Here is a 21,725-nt window from a genome sequence, read left to right on the forward strand (position 1 = left end):
CCCCCCCCCCCCCCCCCCCCCCCCCCCCCCCCCCCCCCCCCCCCCCCCCCCCCCCCCCCCCCCCCCCCCCCCCCCCCCCCCCCCCCCCCCCGGACGGGCAGGAGCCGGATCACTTGAGGAAGTCGGGCACGTCGAGGTCGTCCTCCTCGGGACGGGGCCGGCCCGGCCGGCGCACGCCTGCGGTGTCGTTGGGCAGCTCGATGATGCGCGGCACCTGCACCGGGTCCTCACCGGGGACCAGCTGGGGCTGGTGCTGGACCGGCTGCTGCGGAGCCTGCTGCTGCGGAGCCTGCTGCTGCGCCTGCTGGGGCGCGTACTGCGGTGCGGGCTGCTGCTGCGGGGCCTGCTGCTGGGGCGCGTGCTGGGCGTACTGCGGAGCGGCGTACTGCGGCTCCTGCTGCAGCGGCGCGGGGCGGTGCTGCTGCGGCGCGTGCTGCGCCGCGATCGGGGCCTGCTGCTGCCACGGCTCGGGGCGCGTGCTGCGCGGGGGCGCGGCTGCGGGGGCCGGGGCGCGGCCGGGGACCTGACCCGCCGCGCGGTCCCCGCGCGAGCGCACCGGGCTGCCGCTGTCGAAGCCGGCGGCGATGACGGTCACGCGCACCTCGTCGCCCAGGGCGTCGTCGATGACGGCGCCGAAGATGATGTTGGCCTCGGGGTGCGCGGCCTCCTGCACCAGGCGGGCGGCCTCGTTGATCTCGTACAGGCCCAGGTCCGAGCCGCCCTGGATGGACAGCAGCACACCGTGGGCGCCGTCGATGCTCGCCTCCAGCAGGGGCGAGGAGATGGCGCTCTCGGCGGCCTGCACGGCGCGGTCGTCGCCGCGCGCCGAGCCGATGCCCATGAGGGCGCTGCCGGCGCCCTGCATGACGGACTTCACGTCGGCGAAGTCCAGGTTGATCAGACCCGGGGTGGTGATGAGGTCGGTGATGCCCTGCACGCCCGACAGCAGGACCTGGTCCGCGGACTTGAAGGCGTCCAGGATGCTGACCTGCTTGTCGCTGATGGACAGCAGCCGGTCGTTGGGGATGACGATGAGGGTGTCCACCTCGTCGCGCAGCTCGGCGATGCCGGACTCCGCGGAGTTGGCGCGGCGACGACCCTCGAAGGTGAAGGGGCGGGTCACCACGCCGATCGTCAGCGCGCCCAGGGAGCGCGCGATGCGCGCCACGACGGGCGCACCGCCGGTGCCGGTGCCGCCGCCCTCGCCGGCGGTCACGAAGACCATGTCGGCGCCCTTGAGCACCTCCTCGATCTCCTCGGCGTGGTCCTCGGCGGCCTTGCGGCCCACCTCGGGGTCCGCGCCGGCGCCCAGGCCGCGGGTGAGCTCGCGGCCGACGTCGAGCTTGACGTCGGCGTCGCTCATGAGCAGCGCCTGCGCGTCGGTGTTGACGGCGATGAACTCGACGCCCTTGAGGCCGACCTCGATCATCCGGTTGACCGCGTTCACCCCGCCGCCGCCGACGCCGACGACCTTGATGACCGCTAGGTAGTTCTGCGGAGCTGCCACGTCGAGTGCCTCTCGCCTCTTTCGCCGATGCCTCCCGAGAACGGCACGCCGTTCCCGGAGAAACGCTGACCCTCAGGTAGAGGGTTAACGTTATGTCATTTCCTGTTGGTGGGTGACCGTAGGGAGCGGAAGGCCCCCGGTGCAACTGCCGCCCCGGCGTGTCGCACTCCCACACCGCGCGCGGGGGGCAACCACCCGTTCGGTCCAGCTCCCCGGGAGGCGTGCGGGACCGCCCTCAGACGGCTGAGCGGACCGCCGGGGCGTCGGGCGCGGACACGTCGACCACGGCCGCCTCGGCGACCTCCGGCTCCTGCAGCAGCCGCAGCAGGACCTGGGCCTTGCGCTCGGGCCGACCGGCGTCCCCCCACACCACCTGCGGGCCCTCGGCCAGCTGCAACCGCACCGAGTCGGGGCTGTCGGCGGTGATGGAGACGACCCGGGAGCGGACCCCGCTGGCCAGCGACCCGTTGACCTCCAGGGCCGCGCGCAGGGCACCCGGCCGGGCGGCGTCCACGTCCACGCTCAGCAGCGGCACCCCCGCCGGCGCGGCGTCGGCGTGCTGCAGGACGCGACCCTCGGCGTCCACCAGGTCCACCCCGCCGGAGGTGGAGGGCACGGCCGCGACGGCCTGCCGCTCGTGCAGCCGCACCACGAGGGCGGTGGGCCAGGAGCGCTGCACGTCCACCGACTCCACCAGGGGCAACGCGCTCTCCACGCGCTGCGTCAGGGCGCCGGTGTCCAGGGCCGCCAGGGCGTCGCCGCGGGCGTCGCCCACGAGCGCGAGGACCCGGGCCGGATCGGTGCGCCCGGCCCCGGCGACGCGCACCTCCTGCACGCGCAGCCACGGTGAGGCGAGCGCCACCCACAGCAGCGCCGCGAGCAGCACCGCGAGGACCAGCGCACCCAGCGCCGCCCGGCGCCCGGGCCGCCAGCCGAGCGGGCGCCGCCGGGTGAGGCGTCCGGTCAGGTCCGCCACGCGCGCTCCCCCGGAACGGGCCGGGACCGCGCGGCCTCCCGCGCGCGGGCCGGAGCGCGGCGGGCGCGCCCGGGCGGGCGCCGGCGGGTTCGCGGCGCGCACCGCGCGACGGCGCTGGGCACTGCCTCCCGGGCGCTGCGCAGGAGCCCGCGCCGGTGCGGTCGGCACCACCGGCGGCGCGGGCGGCCGGCGGGGCCTGGTGGGCCGGGTCACGGCTCGCCCCCGGCACCGCTGCCCGCCCGCCGCGCCAGCAGGGCGAGCACCTCCGGACCCAGCCGGGTCACGTCGCCCGCGCCCACCGTCAGCAGCAGGTCACCCGGCCGCAGCCGCTCCGCCACCGCCCGCGCGGCACCGGCTCGGTCGGCGACGAACGCCACCCGCTCGAGCGGCAGCGGCACCGCCCCGGCGACCAGGGCCCCGGTCACGGCAGGGTCGGGGTCCTCGCGGGCCACGTAGACGTCCAGGACCACCACCTCGTCGGCCAGGGCGAGGGCGCGGCCGAACTCCTCGGCGAACGCCCTGGTCCTGCTGACCAGGTGCGGCTGGAACGCCACCACGACGCGCCCGTCGCCGGCCACGGCCCGGGCGCCGCTCAGCAGCGCCTCCACCTCGGTGGGGTGGTGGGCGTAGTCGTCCACCACGCGCACGCCACCGGCCTCGCCCTTGTGCTCGAACCGACGGCGCGCACCCCCGAAGCCCGCCAGCGCGCGCAGGACCGGCGCCGGGTCCGCCCCCAGCTCCAGCGCGGCGGCGAAGGCGCCCGTCGCGTTGCGCAGGTTGTGCAGCCCGGGCACCGCGAGCCGCAGGGGCAGGGCGTGCTCGTCCGCGGCCTCGTCGGCGTCCACGTCGACGTGCAGCACGCCCGCCGGGTGGGCGCCGGAGACGTCGACGTCGGACAGGCGCACGTCGGCGTCCGGGTGGGTGCCGTAGGTGCGCACGCGGATGCCGGCCTGCCGCGCGAACTCGGCCAGCCGCACCGAGCCGGCGTCGTCCGCGCACGCGACGAGCGCACCGCCCGGCTGGAGGCGCTGCACGAACTCCTCGAACGCCAGGGCGACCGCCTCGGGGGTGCCGTAGTGGTCCAGGTGGTCGGGCTCGACGTTGGTGACCACGTCCAGCACGGGGGCGTAGGCGCGGAAGGAGCCGTCGGACTCGTCGGCCTCGGCGACGAACGGCCCGCTGCCGTCGCGCGCGCCGCCGTCGCTGCCCCCGGTCAGCTCGCCGCCGATGGCGTACCCGGGGTCGAGGCCGGCCTCCAGCAGGGCCACGGCGAGCATCGAGGAGGTCGTCGTCTTGCCGTGCGTGCCCGCCACCGCCACGCCGCGGCGGCCGACCATGAGCGCCGCCAGGGCCTGCGAGCGGTGCAGCACGCGCAGCCCCCGCGAGCGGGCCTCGACCAGCTCCGGGTTGGCGGGGCGCACGGCGGAGCTGACGACGAGGGTGTCACCGGGCCCCAGGTCCGCCAGGTGCGCGGCGTCGTGCCCGACGTGCACCCGGGCGCCGAGCTCGGCGAGGCGGCGCAGCGCGTCGGAGTCGGCCGCGTCGCTGCCGGAGACAGCCGTGCCGCGCGCCAGCAGCAGCCGCGCGATCCCGGACATGCCGACCCCGCCGGCCCCGAGCAGGTGGACGCGCCCGAGCTCGGCGACGGGCACCGGCGCAGCGCCGGCCGTCCCGGGGGCGCTCACGCGTCCCCCTCGGCCCCGGCGGGGCGCTCCCCGGCGGCCTGGGCCACGAGGGCGGCCAGCCGCTCGTCGCCGTCCAGCACCCCGAACGCGCGCGCGGCCGAGGCGGCGGCGGCCAGGGCGCCCGGGTCCGCGAGCAGCGGGACGACGCGCTCGCGCACGAACGCGACGTCCAGGTCGGCGTCGGCCACGAGCAGACCGCCGCCGGCGGCGACGACGGCCTCGGCGTTGCGCCGCTGCTCGCCGTTGCCGATGGGCAGCGGCACGTACACCGCCGGCAGGCCCAGCGCGGTCAGCTCGCTCACCGTCCCGGCACCGCTGCGGCACACCACCAGGTCGGCGGCGGCGTAGGCGGTGCCCATGTCGTCGAGGTAGGGGCGCACGAGGTAGCGGGCGGGGTCGGTGCCCGGTGGCAGCGGGACCTGCTTGCCGCGACCGCTGGCGTGCAGCACCTGGACCCCGGCGGCCAGTAGGGCGGGTGCGGCCGCACCCAGGACCTCGTTGAGGCGCTGGGCGCCCAGGGAGCCACCGGTGACCAGCAGCGTGGGGGCCTCGGGGTCCAGGCCCAGGCGGGTGCGGGCCTCGCGGCGCAGCGCGGCGCGGTCGCCGGCGCGGGCGAGGTCGACGACCTCGCTGCGCAGGGGCATGCCGGTGTGCACCGCCCGCGGCAGCGGGGTGCCGGGGAAGGCGACGGCGACGTGCCGCGCCCAGCGGGCCCCGAGGCGGTTCGCGATGCCGGGCAGGGAGTTCTGCTCGTGCACGACGACGGGCACCCCTGCGCGGCGCGCCGCCAGGTACGCCGGCGTGGCGACGTAGCCGCCGAAGCCGACCACGACCTCGGCGCCGACCTCGTCGATGGCGCGCCGGGCCGCGGCCACGGCACCGCGCAACCGCCCGGGCAGGCGCAGCAGGTCCGGCGACGGCTTGCGCGGCAGCGGCACGCGCGGCACCTCGGCCAGGCGGTAGCCGCGCTCGGGCACCAGGCGGGCCTCCAGCCCCTCCGCGGTGCCGAGCACCAGCACGTCGGTGGCCGGATCGCGCCGGCGCAGCCGGTCGGCGGTGGCGAGCAGGGGGGCGACGTGGCCGGCGGTACCGCCGCCGGCGAGCAGGACCCTCACCGAGACCTCCTGGTGCGGCGCGGGAGCACGGCCAGCGAGCGGGCCACGACCGACTCGCGGGCCTTCAAGGCCTCCGGGGCGCCGGGTTCGGCGCGCGCGAAGGAGAGCAGGATCCCCACGGCCAGCAGCGTCACGACGAGCGCCGTGCCACCCGCGGAGATGAAGGGCAGCGGCACGCCGATGACCGGCAGCACGCCGAGGACGACGCCGACGTTCAGGCACGCCTGGCCGAGGATCCACGCCGCGAACCCGGTGACGGCGATCTTGGTGAACAGGTCCGCGGAGCGGCGCACCAGGCGCAGCGCCGCCAGGGCCAGGACCGCGAAGAGGACGAGGACGACGAGCGTGCCGGGCAGGCCCAGCTCCTCGCCGATGATCGCGAAGATGAAGTCGTTGTGCGCCTCGGGCAGCCACTGCCACTTCTCCCGGCTGGCGCCCAGGCCCAGGCCCCACCACCCGCCAGAGGCCAGGGCGTACTGCCCCTGCACGGGTTGCCAGCTGGCCCCCTGGATCTCCACACCGGAGGTGGCCGAGCCGAACAGCCAGTCGTGCACGCGCGTCATGCGGTTCTCGCTGGTGACCACCAGCGCGGTGGCGACCGCGGCACCGGCGCCGCCGGCCAGGGCGAAGAACTTCACCGGCACGCCCGAGGTCCAGAGCATGGCGGCCACGATGAACATCATCACCAGGGCCGTGCCGAGGTCGTGCGCCAGCAGGACCAGGCCCACGGTCGCCGCCACCGAGGGCAGCAGCGCCCCGAGCAGCTGCGCCGGTTCGTGCAGCCGGTCGCGCCTGCGCACCAGCGCGAGCGAGCAGGCGAGCACCAGGGCGACCTTGGCGGCCTCGGACGGCTGCGCGGAGAGCCCGGCGACCCGGATCCAGTTGCGGTTGCCGCCCACCTCCCGGCCGATGCCCGGCACGAACACCAGCAGCTGGAGCAGGGCGGCGCCCAGCAGCGCCGGCAGGGCCAGGCGGCGCCAGGCGGTCGCCGGCACCCGGCTGGCCGCGACGAGCACGACGGCGCCCAGCACCGCGAACGTGGCCTGGCTCTTGAAGACGGTGAACTGCGACCCCGTGTCCTCCAGCGACTCGACGCTGGAGCTGGACAGCACCATGACCAGGCCGATGACCACCAGCAGGGACGTGGTCGCCAGCAGCACGTGGTGGGTGGCCAGCGGGGAGTCCAGCAGCCGCAGGCGCTCGCGCGCCCACTCCCCCGTGGCCTCCAGCCACGCCGGCCGGCGCCAGGACCGGTGCCGCTCGCCGGGTCCGGTGCGCTCGGCGGTGCTCAGCGCCACCTCAGCCCTCCCGGCCGGTCAGGCGGCGCACCGCCGCGGCGAACGCGTCGCCGCGGTGGGCGTAGGAGACGAACTGGTCCATCGAGGCGCACGCCGGGGCGAGCAGCACGGTGTCGCCGGGGCGGGCCAGGGCGGCGGCGCGCTCGACGACGGCGTCCATGACGGCGGCGGCGGAGGCCTCGCGCTCCTCGGCGCTGGAGGTCGGGGTGGGCGGCACCGCGCCAGTCTGGGCGAGGTCGACCTCCACGACGGGGACGTCGGGGGCGTGTCGGGCCAGCGCCTCGCGCACCACCGCCCGGTCCGCGCCGAGCAGGACCGCGGCGCGCAGCCGGGAGCCGGTGCGCTCGACGAGCTCCTCGAAGCGGGCGCCCTTGGCCAGCCCGCCGGCGATCCACACGACCGGGTCGAAGGCGCGCAGCGAGGCCTCCGCGGCGTGCGCGTTGGTGGCCTTGGAGTCGTCCACCCAGCGCACACCGCCGGACTCGGCGACGGTCTGCACCCGGTGCGGGGCGGGGGTGAAGGCGCGCACGCCGTCGCGCACGGCGACCTGCGGGACGCCGTGCGCGCGGGCCAGCGCGGCCGCGGCGAGGACGTTGCGCACCGCGTGCGGGGCGACGGGCGCGGCCGGGTCGCCACCGGTCAGGTCCGCGAAGGAGCACAGCTCCGCGGCGCTGGTGCGCCGCTGCTCCACGAACGCGCGGTCGGCCAGCACGTCCTGCACCACGCCGAGCATGCCCGGGCGCGGCGCCTGCAGGGTGAACCCGATCGCCCGGGCGCCCTCGACGACGTCGGCCTCGCGCACCAGCTCCTCGGTGCGCGGGTCGGCGACGTCGTAGACGCACGCGACCTCGGTGTTCTCGTACACCCGGCCCTTGGCGCGGGCGTAGGCGTCCATCGACCCGTGCCAGTCCAGGTGGTCGGGGGCGACGTTGAGGACCGCGCTGGCCCGCGGGCGCAGCGAGGCGGTGGTGTCCGTGGACAGCCAGTGCAGCTGGTAGCTGGACAGCTCCACCGCGAGGACCTCGTACGCGTCCGGGTGGCGCAGCGCCTCCACGAGCGGGGTGCCCACGTTGCCCGCGGCGGCGGCGCGCAGGCCCGCCGCCCGCAGGATCGAGGCGGTCAGCTCCACGGTGGTCGTCTTGCCGTTGGTGCCGGTCAGGGTCAGCCACGGCGCCACGAGCGCGCCCGAGGCGGGGTCCGGGCGCATCCGCCAGCCCAGCTCCACCTCCCCCCACACCGGGACCCCGGCCAGCGCCGCCGACACCAGCAGCGGCGAGCCCGGCCGCCAGCCCGGGGAGGTGACGACGAGGTCGACGCCGCTCCACGGCCGCGGCGGGCCCTGCACGTGCTCGGCGCCCAGGAGCACCTCGGCCCCCAGCACCTCCAGCAGCGCACCGCGCTCGCGCTGTGCCTCGCCGGTGCCGGCGTCCACGACGACCACCTCGGCACCGGCCTCCAGCAGCGCGTCCGCGGCCGCGAAACCGGACGTGCCGATCCCGGCGACCAGGACGCGCAACCCCGCCCACTGCGAGCCGGCGTGCCGCAGCGCGCGCACCCGGTCGGTGTCGGCGGCGCGCGGCGAGGGGTTGCCCAGCCAGCCGTCCAGGACGTTCGGCGCGGCGCTCACGCGCCCACCACCCACTGCGCGTAGAAGACGCCCAGACCCAGCGACACGAACAACCCCGCGATGATCCAGAACCTGATGACGATGGTGACCTCGCCCCAGCCGGCGAGCTCGAAGTGGTGCTGCAGCGGAGCCATGCGGAACACCCGCTTGCCGGTCGTCTTGAACGAGCCGACCTGGATGACCACCGACAGCGTGATGATGACGAACAGCCCGCCCAGCACGACCAGCAGCAGCTGGGTGCGCGAGAGGATCGCCAGCCCGGCGAGCGCGCCGCCCAGGGCCAGGGAGCCGGTGTCGCCCATGAAGATCTTCGCCGGGGAGGCGTTCCACCACAGGAACCCGAAGCAGGCGCCCATGACGGCGGCGGCGACCACGGCGAGGTCGCGCGGGTCGCGCACCTCGTAGCAGCGCGCCTCGAACTCCGTCAGCGTGTTGCAGTTCTGGTTCGACTGGAACGTGCAGATGAGCACGTACGCGGCCAGCACCAGCGTCGTGGCGCCGGTGGCCAGCCCGTCCAGGCCGTCGGTGAGGTTCACGCCGTTGCTGATGGCCGAGGTGATGAACAGCGCCCACAGCACGAACAGCACCGTGCCGAGGGCCGCACCGGCGAACGCAAGGTCCAGGAAGTCGACGTCGCGCAGGAACGAGACGTGCATCGAGGCGGGCGTGAGGCCGTCCTCGTCGGGGAACTGCAGCGCCAGCGCCGCGAACGCGACACCGACGAGCCCCTGCCCGATCAGCTTGGAGCGCGCGCGCAGCCCCAGGCTCTGCTTGCGGGAGATCTTCAGGAAGTCGTCGAGGAACCCGACGACGCCGAGCCCCGTCATCAGCAGCAGCACCAGCAGGCCGGAGGCCGTCACCGGGGTCCCGGTGAACAGGTGCGCGGCGCCGTAGGCCAGCAGCGCGCCCAGGATGATGACGGCGCCGCCCATCGTGGGGGTGCCCCGCTTGGTGTGGTGGCTGGTGGGGCCGTCGTCGCGGACGAACTGCCCGTAGCCGCGGCGCACCAGCCAGCGGATGTACAGCGGCGTGCCGAACAGCGCCACGACGAGGGAGACGGCCCCCGCCACGAGGACGGCCCTCACGCGCCCTCCTCCACCGCTCCGGCCGGCCGGCCGCCGGCGATCAGCGCCTCGGCCAGCGCACCCAGGCCGGCGCCGTGGGAGGCCTTGACCAGGACCACGTCACCGGGGCGCAGGTGCTCGTCGAGGAACCGCCGCGCGTCCTCGACGTCGTCGGCGAAGGCGGCCTCCTCGCCCCAGGAGCCCTCCATGACCGCGCCGGTGTACACCGGCCGGGCACCGGCACCGACGACGAGCAGCTGCGAGACGTCCAGGCGCACCGCGGTGCGCCCCACGGCGTCGTGCTCGTCGCGCGAGGAGGCGCCCAGCTCGAGCATCTCGCCCAGCACCGCCCAGGTGCGCCGGCCGCCCGCCATGCCCACCAGGGCCTTCAGGGCGGCGCGCACCGAGTCGGGGTTGGCGTTGTAGGCGTCGTGCACGACGGTCACGCCGTCGGGGCGCTGCACGACCTGCATCCGGCCGCCGCTGGCGGCCTCGGCGGCCGACAGGGCCGCGGCGACGTCCTCCAGGGCCACGCCCAGGCCCAGGGCGACCGCCGCCGCGGCCAGGGCGTTGGGCACCTGGTGCTCGCCGTGCAGGCGCAGCCGGACCTGCGCGGTGCGCCCGTGCGCGACGAGGGTGAAGGAGGGGCGGGCCAGCTCGTCGACGCCCACGTCCAGCGCGCGCACGTCGGCGTCCGGCCCCTGCCCGAAGGTCAGCACCCGCGCGCGAGTGCGCGCGGCCATCGCCGCCACGCGCGGGTCGTCGGCGTTCAGGACGGCCAGGCCGTCGGCCGGCAGCGCCTCGACCAGCTCGCCCTTCGCGGCGGCGGTGGCCTCGAGGGAACCGAACTCCCCGGCGTGCGCCGTGCCCACGTTGAGGACGGCGCCGGTGGACGGGCGGGCGGTGCGGCACAGGGCGGCGATGTGCCCGACGCCGCGCGCGCCCATCTCCACCACGAGCGCGGCCGTGCCGGCACCGGCGCGCAGCACCGTGAGCGGAACGCCGATCTCGTTGTTGAAGCTGCCCTCCGGGGCGACGACCGGGCCCAGCGGCGCCAGCACCGCCGCGAGCAGGTCCTTGGTGGTCGTCTTGCCGGCCGAGCCGGTCACGCCCACCACCCGTGGGTCGCCCCCGCCGGCGCGCAGCCGCTCCAGCGCCCCGGCGGCGAGCCGGTCCAGCGCCGCTGCGGCGTCCTCGACGAGGACCACGGCCGTGCCCTCCGGCACGTCCACGGCGCGCTGGGCGAGCACGAGCACGGCACCGGCGGCCACGGCGGCCGCGGCGTGCTCGGCCCCGTCGACGCGGGCACCGGGCAGCGCCACGAACAGCGCCCCGGGCACGGCACGGCGCGAGTCCACCACCACCGGCCCGTCCACCAGGGTGCTCGCGGCACCGGCGGCGAGCCGGCCCCCGGCCAGCTGCGCCACCTCCGCCGCGGTCAGCGCGATCACGACCCACCTCCAGCTGAACTCGTGCTCGTGCGCTCGGGCTCCGCGGCCCGCCGGCGCAGCTCCTCGGCCGCCACGACCCGGTCGTCGAACGGCACGACGACCCCGGCGGTCTCCTGGCCCGTCTCGTGCCCCTTGCCGGCCAGCAGGACGGTGTCGTGCGCGCCGGGGCAGCGGGCCAGGGCCTCGGCCACGGCCTCGCGCCGGTCCGGCACCTCCAGGACCTGCGCCCCGCCGCCCGCCGCTCCCGCCAGGACCGCGGCGCGCACGTCCCCGGGCACCTCCGAGCGGGGGTTGTCGTCCGTCACGACCACGAGGTCGGCACCACGCGCCGCCGCGGCACCCATGAGCGGGCGCTTGGAGCGGTCGCGGTCGCCGCCGGCGCCCAGGACCACGGCCAGGCGGCCGCGGGTCAGCGGGCGCAGCGCGGCCAGCACCCGCTCGACCGCGTCGGGGGTGTGCGCGTAGTCGACGACGACGAGCGGTTCGCCGGCCCGCCCGGTGGACACCCGCTCCAGGCGCCCGGGCACCCCCTCGGCGGCGGCCAGGCCGCGCCGCACCTGCTCGGCGTCCAGCCCCGCGCGCAGCGCCGCCACGGCGGCCAGCGCGGCGTTGGCGACGTTGAAGTCCCCCGGCAGCGGGCAGGTCAGCTCCAGCTGCGTGCCGTCGGCGCCCACGAGGTCGAAGGAGCTGCCGTCGCGGCCGGGGCGCGCGTCGCGCACCACCCAGTCCGCCGCCGGGTCCGCGGCGCCGTCGGTGCGCACCGTGGTGACCGGCACGCGCGCCTCCTGCGCCAGCCGCCGCCCCCACGCGCCGTCCACCGCGACCACGCCGTGGCGGGCGTGCGCGGGTGTGAACAGCTGCGCCTTCGCGGCGAAGTACGCCTCCATCGAGCCGTGGAAGTCCAGGTGGTCCTGGCTGAGGTTGGTGAACACCGCCACGTCCAGGACGAGGCCGTCCACGCGGTGCTGGGCGAGGGCGTGGCTGGAGACCTCCAGCGCGCAGCCGCGCACGCCCGCACCCACCATGCGCGCCAGCAGCGCGTGCAGGTCGGGGGCCTCGGGCGTGGTGCGCACGCTGCCGACGCGCTCGCCGGCCACGCGCGTCTCGACGGTGCCCAGCAGGCCGGTGACCCAGCCGGCACGGCGCATCAGCGCCTCGAGGAGGTACGCGGTCGTGGTCTTGCCGTTGGTGCCGGTGACCCCCACCGTCACGAGGTGCTCCCCGGGCCGGCCGTGCACGCGGGCGGCGAGCTCGCCCAGCACCGCTCGGGGGTCCTCGACGACGAGCACCGGCAGGCCCGCGGCGGCGGCGTCGGCCGCACCGGCCGCGTCGGTGAGGACGGCGACGGCACCGGCCGCGGCCGCCTGCGCGCAGAACCGCGCGCCGTGGACGTTCGCCCCCGGCAGGGCCGCGTACAGGTCGCCCGGCGTCACCCGGCGCGAGTCCAGGGTGGCGCCGGTCACCGGCTGCGCCGCGGCGTCCGCACCAGCGGGGCCGTCCAGGGCGGTGCCGAGGGTCGCCGCCAACTCCACGAGGGTCAGGGGCCGTCGAGCGCTGCCGCCCGGCCGGTCGGTCATCGGCACGTGGGGAGATTACCCGCCCCCGGCAGCGCCCCCCGCACCGCACGGGGGGCGTGTTGCCGCCGGGGGTTCACTCCCCGGCGCCCCAGGTCAGCGCCAGGCCGGCGGGGGCGGCGGTGGACGGGGCGATCCGGCGCTGCTGCAGCGCGTAGCTCATGACGTCCTTGAACACCGGGCCGGCGGCCGAACCGCCGTAGTAGTTCGTCTTCGGGTCCTGCAGGATCACGGCGACGACGAGCCGCGGGTCGTCCGCCGGGGCCATGCCGATGAACGAGGCGGTGTACCCGCGGTAGCACCCGCAGTCGATGTCGTAGCGCTGCGCGGTTCCCGTCTTGCCGGCCACCAGGTACCCGGGGATGTCGGCGGCGGCGGCCGTGCCGTCCTCGCTGACGACGGCCTGCATCATGTCCCGCAACGTCTGCGCGGTCTGCGAACCGATGACGCGGGAACTGGCCGGGGCCTCGGCGGCCCGGTAGTTGCCGTCCGGGTCGGAGGTCCCGGCGATGAGCGAGGGCTGCACGCGCACCCCGTCGTTCGCGACGGTCGCGAACACCGACGCCGCCTGCACCGCGTTCACGGACATGCCCTGGCCGAACATCACGGTGAACCGCTGCGTGCCGGAGTACTCCTCCGGCGTGGCCAGGATGCCGCCCGTCTCACCGGGGAAGTCCATGCCGGTCTCCTCCCCCAGCCCGAACGCGCGCTGGTAGTCGTACAGCGCCTGCGCGTCGAGCTCCTCCCCGGCCAGGATGGTTCCGGTGTTGCTGGACTCGGCGAGGATCCCCGCGAGCGTGAGCTGCTGGTCCTCGTGCTCGTGCGAGTCGTGGAACACCTTCGTGGAGCGCTTCAGCTCGTCGGGCACGGTGAACTCGCTGGCGGCCGTGGAAGTGCCCTCCTCCAGCACGGCGGCCATCGTGATGACCTTCGCCGTCGAACCCGGTTCGAAGGAGTCCGTCAGGGCGGTGTTGTTCAGCTCCTCGTTGGTGAAGCTGGTCAGGTCCGCCGGGTCGATGCTGGGCGAGCTCGCCAGGGCCAGCAGGCGCTGCTGCTCGTCCATCACGACGACCGTGCCGGACTTCGCCCCGGTGGCCTCCACCTGCGCGGCGATGGCGCTGGCGGCCTTCCACTGCAGGTCCGAGTCGATCGTCAGGTGCAGGGATGTGCCGTCCACCGGCTCGGTGGTCTCCGTCTCGCCCAGCGGGATCTCCTGCCCGCCCAGGCTGCGCTCGTAGCGCACCTGCCCGTCGACGCCCGCCAGCAGTTCGTTCTCGGCGTACTCCAGCCCGGACAGCGGGCGGTCGAGCGTCTTGCCGTCCTCGGTCTCGCTGGTGCCCAGGACGCCCACGAGCGTGGAGGCGGCGCTGCCGCTGGGGTAGAGGCGCTGCGAGGTGCGCTCGGAGGTGACGCCGGCGACGTCGGCGTCGGAGACCCGCTGCCACAGCTCGGGGGTGATGCCCACGGCGACCAGCGCGTAGCGGTCCTCGGGCCCCGAACCGGTGAGCGTGGTGGTGAGCGCGGCCTCGTCCACGCCGAGGATCGGCGCGAGTTCGCGCGCGGCCCCGGCGGCGCCCTGCGGCAGCGACCCGTCGCGGGCCGTGCCGTCGGTGCGGGTGTTGTAGCTCGCGATGATCGAGGGGTCGGCGACCACGTCGCGGCGCTCCACGGAGGTGGCCAGCACGACGCCGTTCGCATCGACCACGTCACCGCGCTGGGCGTACAGGGTGCTGGTGTGCACGCGCTGGTCGAGCGCCGCCTGGGCGAGCTCGGCGGCGTCCGCGCCCTGCAGCTGGACCAGCCGCCCGGCGAGCAGGCTGAGCACGACCAGCACCGTGATGACGAACGCGCGCAGCCGGCGGTCCGGGCGGACGTCGGGCGCGGCCGGGCGACGGGCGGCGGGCGGTCGGGGCACGGGCGGCCTCTCGGGTCGGACGCGCCGGGGCCCAGCGGGCCCGGCGCCGGCGGGTCAGCGGGTGGTGGCGGACGCCTCGGGGGACGCCTCGGGGGACGCCGTGCCGGCGGGCTCGGCGGGACCGCTCGCGCCGTCGCCGACGGCGGGGTCCTGCGCGGTCTGCGCCGAAGTCCCCTGCGCGGAGGGTTCCTGCGCCGGGGTGGGGGCAGCGGTGGGCGTGCCCACCGCGCCGTCGGCCGTCAGGTGCACGGGGGCGGGCGCGGGGACCATCCCGAGCTCGGCCGCCCGGCTGGCCAGCGCCTGCGGCGCGGACTGCGCGGCCAGCGACTCCTGCGCGGCCTGCTGCTGGTCGGCCAGCCGCTCGGAGGTGACCCGCAGGTCGGTGATGCGGTACGCGTCACCGGCGATGGCGATGTTGGTCATCAGCAGGCCGAACAGGCCCAGGCTCAGCAGCACGACGCACGCCACGGGCAGCGGCAGCCGCAGGCGTCGGACGGCGGGCGGGACCACCACCTGCAGCTCCGGCCTGCTCCCGGTGTCCGGGCGCGCCTCGCGAGCGCGGACCGGAGCCTTCCGGGCCGCGATCAGGGGCTGGCTCATCACCGGGTCCTTCCGTCGTTCGTGCCGTGCGTGGTGCTGGGTGCGGAACTCCCGGGGGTTCCGCGGCCGGTGCGGCCCGACCGGCCGCGGGGACCGCCGGCCTCGGGCGGACGGCGGGTTTCGCGGTGCTGACGGACCGGCCGCCCCGGGGAATCCCGCTGCTGCCGTCCCCGATCCTCGCCGGGCAGCCGGCGCACCGCGCGGAGGCGCGCCGACGCGGCGCGGGGATTGACCGCCAGCTCGTCCTCGCCGGCCGTCTCACCGCCGCGGGTGAGCAGTTGCGCGCGCGGGCCCGCGCCCGCCGGCACGAACGGGAGGTCCGGCGGGGCGGAACTCTCGGTCAGCCGCCGCAGGGCGTTCTTGGCGATGCGGTCCTCGAGGGAGTGGAACGTCAGGACGGCCAGCCTGCCGTCGTCGGCGAGCCGCTCGAACGCGGCGGGCAGCGCCCGCTCCACGACGCGCAGTTCGTCGTTCACCTCGATGCGCAGGGCCTGGAACGTGCGCTTGGCCGGGTTCCCACCGGTGCGCCGCGTGGCGGCGGGAACGTTGGCGCGCACCAGGTCCACCAGTCGCGCGGAGGCGGTGAAGGGTTCCGACGCACGTTCGCGCACCACGGCGGCGGCGATGCGCGGTGCGAACCGCTCCTCGCCGTACTCGCGCAGCACGCGGACGAGTTCACCCTGGGAGTAGGTGTTCAGGACGTCCGCGGCGGTGACCGGCGCGCCGGGGTCCATGCGCATGTCCAGCGGGGCGTCGCGGGAGTAGGAGAAACCCCGGTCCACCTCGTCCAGCTGGAGGGAGGAGACGCCGAGGTCGAAGAACACCGCGTCGACCGTGCGCAGGCCGAGGTCGTCGAGGACGTCGGGCAGGGCGTCGTGGACGGCGTGGACGAGGGTGACGCGCTCACCGAAACCCGCCAGGCGGCGGCCGGCGAGTTCCAGCGCCTGCGGGTCGCGGTCGATGCCGACCAGGCGCAACCCGGGGTGCTGCTGCAGGAGTTCGGCCGCGTGCCCGCCCATGCCCAGGGTGGCGTCGACGGTGACGGCACCGGGTTCCCGCAGCGCGGGCGAGAGCAGTTCCGTGCAGCGCCGGAGCATCACCGAGGCGTGGCGGGCCGCGACCGCAGCGGCCTGCGCGTCCTCGGTCACCGCTCCCACCTCGCTCCCCCACCGGCCCGCGGGCCGGTGTCGCCGTCGTCCACCGTCGGCCGTGGTCCCCATCCGCTCGCGGTGGGCGTGCCTGGCGCCGGGGAAGAGGCGTCAGGACCGCTCCGGAGCGGCTGGGGGCCGCGGTCGGCGGTCGCTCCCGGCGCGTGCCGGGAACCGGGGTCACACGACCCCGGGCAGGACCTCCTCGCGCTGGTCCGAGAAGGCCGGCTCGGCGCCGGCCAGGTAGGACTCCCACGTGGGCAGGTCCCAGATCTCCACCCGGGACCCGACGCCCGTGACGGCGAGGTCGCGCTCGAGCCCGGCGTAGGCGCGCAGCATCGGCGGAACGGTGAAGCGGCCCTGCTTGTCGGGCACCTCGTCCGAGGCACCCGAGAGGAACACCCGCAGGTAGTCGCGGGCCTCCTTGCGGGTCAGCGGCGCCCGCCGCAGCTCCTCGTGCATCCGCTCGAACTCCTGCATGGGGAAGAGGTAGAGGCAGCGCTCCTGCCCCTTGGTGATCACCAGTCCGTCGGAGAGCTGGTCCCGGTACTTGGCCGGGAGGATCAGCCGCCCCTTGTCGTCCAGGCGGGGGGTGTAGGTGCCCAGGAACACAGCCGCAACCCCCGACGGACGGTCCCGAGCGACCCCTGCTGAGCCGCTCCCCTCCACCGTACTCCACTTTCCTCCACGGTCAACGTCGAGCGACGCGCGGTGATCGCGCGGGCGGCGCATCGTCGCAGGTCAGCGCGGTGGGGTGCGGTGGAGCGGCCGAGCGCCCCCTCCCCGGCCGCGCGAGGCACCCCGGCCCCCCGCCGCGGCCGTCCGGGCGGCGCGCACCCGGCTGCGTGAGGCACAGTGGAGGCGGTCGCGACGGCGAGGCGGTGCGCGACGGACCGGAGCGCGGCGCCCCCGCGCCCCCTGGAGGAGACGAGGCCACGTGACGACCACGAGCGCACCCGCCGGCAACCACCCCGGGGACCCGCTGGCGGTGCAGCCCGACGACCTGCCCGCCGCGCTGGAGCAGCTGGCCGCCACGACCGACGCGCTCGCCCGCACCGTGGACCGCGTCGTCCAGGGCAAGGACGAGACGGTGCGGCTGGCCCTGACGGTGCTGTTCAGCGGCGGGCACCTGCTCGTCGAGGACGTCCCGGGCGTCGGCAAGACCATGCTGGCCAAGACGCTCGCCCGCGCCATCGACGGCACCGTGCGCCGCATCCAGTTCACCCCCGACCTGCTGCCCAGCGACGTGACCGGGTCCAGCGTGTGGAACCAGGAGCGCGGCGCCTTCGAGTTCCGCCCCGGCGCCGTCTTCGCGAACGTCGTCATCGGGGACGAGATCAACCGCGCCTCGCCCAAGACGCAGTCGGCGCTGCTGGAGTGCATGGAGGAGGGCCAGGTGACCGTGGACGGCACCACCTGGCCCCTGGACCGGCCCTTCGTCGTCTTCGCCACCCAGAACCCGGTGGAGATGGACGGCACCTACCCGCTCCCGGAGGCCCAGCGGGACCGCTTCACCGCCCGCGTCTCCATGGGGTACCCCTCGGCGGCGGCCGAGCTGACGATGCTGTCCGAGCACGGCGGGGCCGAGCCGCTGGACGACCTCGTGCCGGTGGTCGACGTCGACGAGGTGCGCCGGCTGACCGCGGCGGTGCACGGCGTCCACGCCGCGGAGGTCCTCAAGCAGTACGTCGTCGACCTCGTGCGCCGCACCCGCACCCACCCCGACCTGCGCCTGGGCGCCTCCCCGCGCGCGGCGCTGCACCTGCTGCGCACCGCGCGGGCGCGGGCGGCGATGGAGGGCCGCGACCACGTGCTCCCCGACGACGTCCAGGCGCTCGCGGTGCCCGTGCTGGCGCACCGGCTGCTCCTGACGGCGGACGCGCAGCTGTCCGGGCGCCAGGGGGCCGACGTGGTCTCCGACGTCCTGCGCACGACTGCGCTGCCCTCGCCGCGGTGAGCCGGTCCCCGCACCCGGACCGCCCCCGGGGGGCGGCGTCCGCCCTGCGCCCCACCGCCCGCGGCTGGGCCCTGCTGGTCACCGGCCTGCTGGCCGCGGGGACGGCTCCCGCGCTCGGGCAGCGCGACCTGCTGCGCGTCGGCGTGCTGCTGACGGCCCTGTCGCTGTTCTCCGCGCTGGTGGCGCACCGTTCCAGCCGGACCCTCGACCTCGTGTCGAGGTCCACGTCCGGTCTCGTCGAGGCGGGGGCGAGCACCCCCGTGCGGCTGACGGTGCGCGGGCGGGGCCGGCCCGCCGGCCGCGTCGTCCTGGAGGACGCGGTCCCGCTGGCCCTGGGCGGCACCGCGCGGGTGGCGGTGCCCCGCCTGGCCGGGGGCGAGACCCTCGAGCTCCAGCACACGGTCAGGTCGGACGTGCGCGGCAGCTACCGCGTCGGCCCCGCCACCGTGCGGGCGCGCGACCCCTTCGGCCTCGTCGTGGCGTCCCGCACCGTCGGGGAGGCCACCGACCTGGACGTGCTGCCCCGCGTGCACCGGCTGGCCGACGTGCCGCTGGGCGACCTCGGCGGCTCACGGGGCCCCTCGGTGGGCACCGCCGCCGCGACCTCCCCCGACGACGCCGCCATCCGCACCTACCGGGTGGGCGACGACCTGCGGCGCGTGCACTGGCGCTCCACCGCCCGGCGCGGCGAGGTCATGGTGCGCGCGGACGAGCACCCCGGCCGCCCCGACGCGGTGCTGCTCCTGGACGACCGGGCCGGCGCCCACCACGGCCGCGGTGCGGCCTCCTCGCTGGAGTGGGCGGTCAGCGCCGCCGCCTCGGCCGCCGCGCACCTGCACGGGCGAGGGCACCGGGTGCGGCTGCTGCACGCCGGGCTCCTGCACGAGGCGCCCGCCACCGGCGAGGCCTCCGCGGTGCGCTCCCTGCTGCAGGCGCTGGCCCGGCTGCGTCCCGGGCCCGACGACGGCCTGGCCCGCTCGCTGACCGCGCTGGGGCGCTCGGGGCCCGCGGTGCTGGTGGCGTTCCTCGCCGAGGTCGACGAGGCGGACGTGCAGCCCCTGGCCAGCGCCCGGCCCCCCGGCGCCCCGGCGCTGGCGGTGCTCCAGCGCACGCGGCTGTGGCAGCCCGGCGCGCCGCCGGACGAGGAGGACCCGGCCGTCGCCAGGCTGCGGCGCGCGCACCTGGTGCTGGCGCGCGCCGGCTGGCGCACGGCCGTGGCCACCCCCGCCACCGGCGTGGCGCAGGCTTGGGCGAGCGCCGCCCGCGGCACCCCGGCACCGAGCGCACCGGCGGCACCGGCCGGTGCCGCAGCGACAGGAGGACGACCGTGACCCGCAGCGCCCGCACCGCCTGCTGGGCGGGGGTCGCCTCCGCGGCGGCCGTGCTGTCCCTGCGTCCCCTGGTGGTTTCCTCCGGTTGGCTCGTGGGAGCCCTCGGGGTGCTCCTGGCCGTGACCGGCACCGGCCTGCTGGTGCGCGCCCTGCTGCACCGGCGGGGGGTCGCGGTCGTGCTGCAGGTGCTCGTGCTGGCCCTGGCGCTGGTCGTCCTGTTCGGCGGCGCCACCACCGTCCTGGGCGTGCTGCCCACCGCTGCCACCGCCGCCCGCTTCGCGCAGCTGCTCGGCGACGGCGTGCAGGTCGTGCAGCGCTACAGCGTGCCGGCCGCGGACCTGAGGGGGTTGCGACTGCTGCTGGTCGGCGGGGCGGGTCTGCTCGGCCTGGCCGTCGACGTGCTCGCCGTGACCCTGCGGCGCCCGGCCCTGGCCGGCGTGCCGCTGGCCGCCGCGCTGGCGGTGGCGGTGTGCCTGGCCCCCGGCGGCTCCAGCGCGCTCGCCCTCGTCGCGACCGCCGTGCCGTACCTGGTCCTGCTGGCCACCGGGCGCCCCGACCCCCGCTGGCCGGCCCCCGCCCGCCGCCGGCGCCCCGCCGGCTCGCCGGCCCCGCACCGGCCCGCCGGCAGCCGCACCGGCACGACGGCCGGCGCCCTGGCGGCCGGATCGCTGGCGCTGGCGCTGGCCGTGCCCGCGGCCGTCCCGGGCCTGGACGAGCGCCCGCTCACCCTGGACACCGGCACCGGCGACACCATCGCCGTGATCAACCCGATCCTCAACCTCAAGGCCAGCCTGGGGGCGCGCTCGGACGCGACGATCCTCACCTACACGACCGACCAGGAGGACCCGGCGCCGCTGCGCATCGTCACCGCGGACGTCTTCGACGGCGAGACGTGGGCGCCCAGCACGGGAGCGGACATCTCCCGCAGCCAGCGGGTCCAGGACGGCCTGAGCGATCCGCCGGGCCTGTCGCCGGAGGTGCGCGCGCAGGCCGTCGAGCTCCGCACGGCCATCTCCGTGCGCGGGCTGGACCAGACGTACCTGCCGCTGCCCTACCCCGCGGTGCGGGTGGAGATCGCCGGGGAGTGGCTCTACGAGGAGGGCACCCTCAACGTCGTCGGGGACGGGGAGACCACCCGCGGGCGCGAGTACGTCGTGCAGCACCTGGAGGTCAGCCCCACCGAGGGCCAGCTGCGCGGCGCGGGCCAGGCCCCCGGGGACGTCCTCGAGCGCTACACCGCGCTGCCCGACTCGCTGCCGCAGACGGTGCGGGACGCGGCGCTGGAGGTCACCGCCGGAGCGTCGGACGACTACGAGCGGGCCGCTGCGCTGCAGCGCTACTTCCGCTCCGGCGGCGGGTTCACCTACTCGACCACCGCGCCCAACGACGGCGGCACGGACGCCGTGGCGGCCTTCCTGCGCGACAAGTCCGGCTTCTGCGTGCAGTTCGCCTCCGCGATGGCGGTCATGGCCCGCTCGCTGGGCATCCCCGCGCGCGTGGCGATCGGCTTCCTGCCCGGGGAGGAGTCCGCGGCCGGGAACTGGCGGATCAGCGCCCAGGACGCCCACGCCTGGCCGGAGCTGTACTTCGAGGGGGTGGGCTGGGTGCGGTTCGAGCCCACCCCCGCCACCCGCACGGGGCAGTCCCCCGCCTACTCGGTGCCCAGCGTCCAGGCCGCCGCACCGGCGGCCAGTGCGGCGGCACCGGCCGCGTCCGCCCCCGCTGCGGCGGCGCCGAGCGCGACCACGAGCACGGCCACGGCCGGTGCCGCCGCGCAGGCCCCCACCGGCCCGCTGACGGGCTGGCAGCGCGTCGCCGCGCTGCCGTGGGGGTGGATCGGCGGCGGGCTGCTGGTGCTGCTGGCGCTGCTGGTGCCGTGGACCTCGGCGACGGTGCTGACCCGGCGCCGCTGGACCGGCGCGCACGACGGGCCCTCCTCGGCGGAGGCCGCGTGGGCCGACCTGGAGGACCGCGTCGGCGACCTCGGCGTGCACTGGCCCCCCTCGGCGACACCGCGCTCGTGCGCGGACCTGGTCGAGGGGGCGGCCGAGCTGCCCGCGGGTGCCCGTGAGCAGCTCACCGCGCTGCGGCGGGCGGTGGAGGTGGCACGCTTCGGCCAGGGCGCGGGAGCACCGGCGGCTGGTGCGGCCGGTGGCGGCCCGGCGCGGGCGGGGGGCACCGCGCTCCTGCAGCGCCCGGCCGCGGCCGGCACGCGGGGGCGGCGGGTCGTGCGCGCCCAGGTGGACGAGGTGGTGGAGGCGCTGGCAGCGCGCCGGTCACGGCCGGTGCGCTGGCGGGCCCGGTGGTTCCCGGGGGCCGGGGTGCGCGCGGTCCTGACCTGGTGGGAGCGCGACTGACCCGCCGGCGGGAGCGGCGCCCGGCACGGTGAGGGGGGGGGGGGGGCGGCGCGCGGGCGGGGGCCCGCCCCCCGGCCCCCCCAACACGCGCGCCGCCGCCGGGTGGGGGGGGGGGCGCGG

16 protein-coding genes are annotated in these 21,725 nt (G+C 77.1%); 3 read left to right on the top strand and 13 right to left on the bottom strand.

Annotation, left to right across the window (positions count from 1 at the left end):
* Nucleotides 1–109: 109 nt before the first annotated feature.
* The 13 genes from ftsZ to mraZ all read right to left on the bottom strand — a co-directional run bounded on the left by ftsZ (nucleotide 110) and on the right by mraZ (nucleotide 16,572).
* Entirely contained in the window at nucleotides 110–1,507 is a 1,398-nt protein-coding gene (gene ftsZ, locus ACRYR9_RS15580) for a cell division protein FtsZ (RefSeq protein WP_432494208.1), read from the bottom strand.
* A gap of 235 nt (nucleotides 1,508–1,742) precedes the next feature.
* Nucleotides 1,743–2,483, bottom strand: a complete 741-nt coding sequence (locus ACRYR9_RS15585; protein ID WP_432494206.1) for a cell division protein FtsQ/DivIB — start codon at nucleotides 2,481–2,483, stop codon at nucleotides 1,743–1,745.
* 209 nt (nucleotides 2,484–2,692) lie between these two features.
* Entirely contained in the window at nucleotides 2,693–4,168 is a 1,476-nt protein-coding gene (gene murC / locus ACRYR9_RS15590) for a UDP-N-acetylmuramate--L-alanine ligase (RefSeq protein WP_432494204.1), read from the bottom strand.
* Nucleotides 4,165–5,283 (bottom strand): undecaprenyldiphospho-muramoylpentapeptide beta-N-acetylglucosaminyltransferase, encoded by a 1,119-nt coding sequence (gene murG, locus ACRYR9_RS15595; protein WP_432494202.1) that lies wholly within the window; start codon nucleotides 5,281–5,283, stop codon nucleotides 4,165–4,167. The genes murC and murG overlap by 4 nt, the downstream gene beginning before the upstream one ends.
* Complete coding sequence (ftsW, locus tag ACRYR9_RS15600; RefSeq protein WP_432494200.1) at nucleotides 5,280–6,581, bottom strand: putative lipid II flippase FtsW; 1,302 nt, start codon at nucleotides 6,579–6,581, stop codon at nucleotides 5,280–5,282. The genes murG and ftsW overlap by 4 nt, the downstream gene beginning before the upstream one ends.
* A gap of 1 nt (nucleotide 6,582) precedes the next feature.
* Nucleotides 6,583–8,208 (bottom strand): UDP-N-acetylmuramoyl-L-alanine--D-glutamate ligase, encoded by a 1,626-nt coding sequence (gene murD, locus ACRYR9_RS15605; protein WP_432494198.1) that lies wholly within the window; start codon nucleotides 8,206–8,208, stop codon nucleotides 6,583–6,585.
* Nucleotides 8,205–9,293: a phospho-N-acetylmuramoyl-pentapeptide-transferase gene (gene mraY / locus ACRYR9_RS15610; RefSeq protein WP_432494196.1), complete on the bottom strand. Its 1,089-nt coding sequence runs from the start codon at nucleotides 9,291–9,293 to the stop codon at nucleotides 8,205–8,207. The genes murD and mraY overlap by 4 nt, the downstream gene beginning before the upstream one ends.
* Nucleotides 9,290–10,723: a UDP-N-acetylmuramoyl-tripeptide--D-alanyl-D-alanine ligase gene (locus ACRYR9_RS15615; RefSeq protein WP_432494194.1), complete on the bottom strand. Its 1,434-nt coding sequence runs from the start codon at nucleotides 10,721–10,723 to the stop codon at nucleotides 9,290–9,292. The genes mraY and ACRYR9_RS15615 overlap by 4 nt, the downstream gene beginning before the upstream one ends.
* Entirely contained in the window at nucleotides 10,720–12,300 is a 1,581-nt protein-coding gene (locus ACRYR9_RS15620; RefSeq protein ID WP_432494284.1) for a UDP-N-acetylmuramoyl-L-alanyl-D-glutamate--2,6-diaminopimelate ligase, read from the bottom strand. Before ACRYR9_RS15620 ends, ACRYR9_RS15615 begins: the two co-directional genes overlap by 4 nt.
* 73 nt (nucleotides 12,301–12,373) lie before the next feature.
* Nucleotides 12,374–14,212 carry a peptidoglycan D,D-transpeptidase FtsI family protein gene (locus ACRYR9_RS15625; RefSeq protein WP_432494192.1) on the bottom strand — a complete coding sequence of 613 codons (1,839 nt, stop codon included), beginning with the start codon at nucleotides 14,210–14,212 and terminating at the stop codon, nucleotides 12,374–12,376.
* 54 nt (nucleotides 14,213–14,266) lie between these two features.
* Nucleotides 14,267–14,812 (bottom strand): septum formation initiator, encoded by a 546-nt coding sequence (locus ACRYR9_RS15630; protein ID WP_432494190.1) that lies wholly within the window; start codon nucleotides 14,810–14,812, stop codon nucleotides 14,267–14,269.
* On the bottom strand, nucleotides 14,812–15,909 hold the full coding sequence (gene rsmH / locus ACRYR9_RS15635) for a 16S rRNA (cytosine(1402)-N(4))-methyltransferase RsmH (RefSeq protein WP_432494282.1): 1,098 nt from the start codon (nucleotides 15,907–15,909) through the stop codon (nucleotides 14,812–14,814). The genes ACRYR9_RS15630 and rsmH overlap by 1 nt, the downstream gene beginning before the upstream one ends.
* A gap of 231 nt (nucleotides 15,910–16,140) precedes the next feature.
* Nucleotides 16,141–16,572 carry a division/cell wall cluster transcriptional repressor MraZ gene (gene mraZ / locus ACRYR9_RS15640; protein WP_432494188.1) on the bottom strand — a complete coding sequence of 144 codons (432 nt, stop codon included), beginning with the start codon at nucleotides 16,570–16,572 and terminating at the stop codon, nucleotides 16,141–16,143.
* A gap of 370 nt (nucleotides 16,573–16,942) precedes the next feature.
* On the opposite strand from mraZ, the gene ACRYR9_RS15645 reads away from it, so the two are divergent.
* Genes ACRYR9_RS15645 through ACRYR9_RS15655 form a run of 3 tightly spaced genes read left to right on the top strand, consistent with a single transcriptional unit; the run spans nucleotide 16,943 to nucleotide 21,605 of the window.
* Complete coding sequence (locus tag ACRYR9_RS15645; RefSeq protein ID WP_432494280.1) at nucleotides 16,943–17,917, top strand: AAA family ATPase; 975 nt, start codon at nucleotides 16,943–16,945, stop codon at nucleotides 17,915–17,917.
* Nucleotides 17,914–19,248 carry a DUF58 domain-containing protein gene (locus ACRYR9_RS15650; protein WP_432494186.1) on the top strand — a complete coding sequence of 445 codons (1,335 nt, stop codon included), beginning with the start codon at nucleotides 17,914–17,916 and terminating at the stop codon, nucleotides 19,246–19,248. The genes ACRYR9_RS15645 and ACRYR9_RS15650 overlap by 4 nt, the downstream gene beginning before the upstream one ends.
* On the top strand, nucleotides 19,245–21,605 hold the full coding sequence (locus ACRYR9_RS15655; protein ID WP_432494184.1) for a transglutaminase family protein: 2,361 nt from the start codon (nucleotides 19,245–19,247) through the stop codon (nucleotides 21,603–21,605). Before ACRYR9_RS15650 ends, ACRYR9_RS15655 begins: the two co-directional genes overlap by 4 nt.
* The last annotated feature ends 120 nt before the right edge of the window (nucleotides 21,606–21,725 follow it).

Source organism: Kineococcus auxinigenes, assembly GCF_050871525.1.
Taxonomy (GTDB): Bacteria; Actinomycetota; Actinomycetes; order Actinomycetales; family Kineococcaceae; genus Kineococcus.